General features: G+C 69.3%; 2 protein-coding genes. Both read left to right on the plus strand.

What is annotated here, in order from left to right:
- Positions 1-526 precede the first annotated feature (526 nt).
- Entirely contained in the window at positions 527-1,879 is a 1,353-nt protein-coding gene (locus VFZ20_RS02045; protein ID WP_329682150.1) for a glycine--tRNA ligase, read from the plus strand.
- A 286-nt stretch (positions 1,880-2,165) separates the two neighbouring features.
- Entirely contained in the window at positions 2,166-3,413 is a 1,248-nt protein-coding gene (locus tag VFZ20_RS02050; protein WP_329682151.1) for an LVIVD repeat-containing protein, read from the plus strand.
- Positions 3,414-3,454: the final 41 nt, after the last annotated feature.

The raw sequence follows: 3,454 nt of genomic DNA on the forward strand, positions 1-3,454 counted from the left end.
GTTTTTGGGGGAGGTGGGCGAGCTCCGCGAGCCCGGAGGGGGCGCCCGCGTGGAGGCCGCCTTTCGTGCACGGGAGCCGGCTCCGAGTCAGGGACGCAAGATCCTTCGTCGCCGCCAGAGGTCGTGCACGGGCGCAGTCCGCGCGGCGGCTCCTCAGGATGACGCGTCTTGCGGAGGTGGGGCAGGGGAACGTGGTGCGTGGTGCGCGCTGCCGGGACGAGGCGGTCGCGAGGTGAGTGGGGGCACACCGCTGGGTGGGATGTGGGATGGGAGATCGGCACCACCGCCCTCCGTGCGTGCCGTTGCAGGCTATTCCCTATTCCCTGTTCCCTATTCCCTGCAGTTGCAGGCTGTCCCCCGTCCCTCGCAGTTCAGCTGTTTGTCAGAACTCTGAGCAATCCCCCGCACCCCGCCGAATTTGCGGCCCCGCACCCAGCCCGTTATCATCCCCGCTCTTCATTCAGGACCTCGCGGATGCCCCGGCGGCATCCACCGGGCAACATCTGCGGAATCGGCAAAGCAAGGCATGGCGGACAACGACCTGATGGACAAGCTCGTCTCCCTGAGCAAGCGCAGGGGGTACGTCTTCCAGTCGTCCGAGATCTACGGCGGCACGGGCAGCGTGTGGGACTACGGCCCGCTGGGCGTGGAGCTCAAGCGCAACGTCAAGGACGCCTGGTGGCGCGCCATGGTGCACGAGCGCGACGACATCGAGGGCCTGGACGCCGCCATCCTCATGCACCCCAAGGTGTGGGAGGCCAGCGGCCACATCGCCGAGTTCACCGATCCGCTGGTGGAGTGCCGCAACTGCCACCGCCGCTTTCGCGTGGACACGCTGCTCTCCGAGACGGGCGCGGCGGACCTGGACCACGCGCAGTGCCCCAGCTGCGGCAAGACGGGTGAGTGGACGGAGCCACGCAACTTCAACCTCATGTTCAAGACGTTCATGGGGCCGGCGGAGGACTCCGCCAACGTGGTGTACCTGCGGCCCGAGACGGCGCAGGGCATCTACGTGAACTTCCTGAACGTGCAGCAGAGTGCCCGCCAGCGTGTGCCCTTTGGCATCGCGCAGATCGGCAAGGCGTTCCGCAACGAGATCACGCCGGGCAACTTCACGTTCCGCACGCGCGAGTTCGAGCAGATGGAGATGCAGTTCTTCGTCAAGCCGGGCACGGACGCGGAGTGGTTCGAGAAGTGGCGCGACGCCCGCTTCCGGTGGCACACGGAGGTGATGGGCCTGTCGCCGGACCGGCTGCGCTACCACCCGCACGAAAAGCTGGCCCACTATGCCAGCGCGGCGGGCGACGTGGAGTTCTTCTTCGGTGGCACCATCGGCGACGAGGGGTGGGGCGAGATCGAGGGCATCCACAACCGCACGGACTTCGACCTCACGCGGCACCAGGAGTTCAGCGGCAAGAAGCTGCAGTACGTGGACGCGGCCAACAACGAGCGCTACATCCCGTACATCATCGAGACCTCCGTGGGCGCCGACCGCGTGACGCTGGCCGTGCTGGCCAACGCGTACCGCGAGGAGGAGCTGGAGGGCGAGACGCGCGTGGTGCTGGGCATCAAGCCCTCGCTGGCGCCCCTCAAGGCCGGCGTGTTCCCGCTGGTCAAGAAGGACGGCATGCCCGAGCGCGCCACGCGCATCCACGAGGACCTGCGCCGCCGCGGCATCCCCAGCTTCTACGACGAGGCGGGCGCCATCGGCCGCCGCTACCGCCGCCAGGACGAGGCCGGCACGCCGTTCTGCATCACCGTCGACGGCGAGACGCTGGAGCAGGGCACGGTCACCATCCGCGACCGCGACACCATGGAGCAGACGCGCCTGTCCGAGGACCAGATCGTCAGCTGGCTGCAGGAGCGCATCGACGGCTGAGACGGCAGTGCGAAAGTGCGAAAGTGCGAAAGTGAAAACGGCGGCCGGGGATGGATTTCCCGGCCGCCGTTTCGTTTGTCCTCCGTACGAGACTCGGCAACGGATCGAAAGAAGACCGTTGACTCCGTTGGCCGCAGGCCCCGTGTGAGAATGCGGTTGATCCGCTGTCCGGGCGCGCGGGGCTCGCGCGTTCACGGGTGATGCGGGTTCGCCGCGCCTTCCATCGCGCGCGGATCGGCATCATCTTCCGTTGGAGACACGCATTCGCCTCATCCGCCCGATCCCGATGCACACCATCCATCGCATCGTCCTCGTCCCGCTCCTTGGCGTCGTGCTGGGCGCGTGCGCGTCCGGCGGCGCCGCGCCCGCCCAGCCCTCGATGGTGGGGCCGACGGTCGAAGAGGCTGCGCGCCTGCCCGCCCGGTTCGAGGTGCTGGGGCGCGGGCGCGTGAGCCACACGCGCAGCACGGACCTGTACGCCTTTCGCGGCGTGGACGGGCGCGACTACGTGTACACGGGCACCTGGGGCGGATGCGACGGGTGCGTGGGCAACCGCGTGTACGTGTGGGACGTGAGCGATCCCGCCCGGCCTGCCCTCACGGACTCGGTGATGGTGGACGCGCAGTCCATCCTGGACGTGGCCGTGAACGACGCGCGCACGCTGGCCGCGTTCGGACGGCGCGGGGCGGAAAGCCGGCGCAACGGCGTGGTGCTGCTGGACCTGGCTGATCCCGCGCATCCCCGGCAGGTGGGCGAGTACTGGGAAGCGCTCACGGGCGGCGTGCAGACGGTGGCGTTCGAGGGCGACCGGCTGTTCCTGGTGGACGCGGGCAACGCGGAGATGCGCATCCTGGACGTGAGCAATCCGCGCAATCCCGAGCCCCTGGGCCGCTGGGGCGTGCCGGACAGCCCGGCGCGCTTCCTGAGCCACCTGGCCGTGCAGGACGGGCTGGCGTACCTGTCGTACTGGGACGACGGACTGGTGATCCTGGACGTGGGAAAGGGAATCAAGGGCGGCACGCCCCGGCGGCCCCAGCTGGTGAGCCAGACGCGCTACCGCACGGAGTGGCGCAACCGCACGTTCGGCAACACGGCGTACGCGCTGCCGTACACCAACCGGGCGGGGCGTCGCTACGTCTTCGTGGCCGACCAGATCCTGCCCCTGGGCACGGACCTGAACCGGCGCCAGGAGATCGGCGGCTTTCTGCACGTGTTCGACGCCACGCGGCCCGACATGCCCGTGGAGGTGGCCACCTACGACGTGCCCACGTACGGCATCAGCCGGTTCTGGGTGCACGACGACACGCTGTACACGGGCACCAACAACGGCGGCCTGCGGGCGCTGGACGTCTCCGGCGACCTGCGCGGGCGCATCCGCGGGCGGGAGCTGGCCGTGCTGGCCACGGGCGACCCGGCGGGCTTCGTCCCCAACCTCACGTTCACGTGGGCGGCCATGCCGCACAACGGAATGGTTTTCGCCACGGACTTCAACTCGGGGCTGTGGGTGACGCGGCTGGTGCCGGGCGAGCGCTGAGCGCGCGCCCCTTTCGCCGGGCGCGGCGGCCTGCTAGCATG

Origin of the sequence: Longimicrobium sp., assembly GCF_036280135.1 — a bacterium.
Taxonomy (GTDB): Bacteria; Gemmatimonadota; Gemmatimonadetes; order Longimicrobiales; family Longimicrobiaceae; genus Longimicrobium.

Excerpts from the sequence above, each read along its gene's own strand:
- VFZ20_RS02045 (WP_329682150.1), top strand. The coding sequence starts at position 527 with ATGGCGGACAACGACCTGATGGACAAGCTCGTCTCCCTGAGCAAGCGC.
- VFZ20_RS02050 (WP_329682151.1), top strand. The coding sequence starts at position 2,166 with ATGCACACCATCCATCGCATCGTCCTCGTCCCGCTCCTTGGCGTCGTG.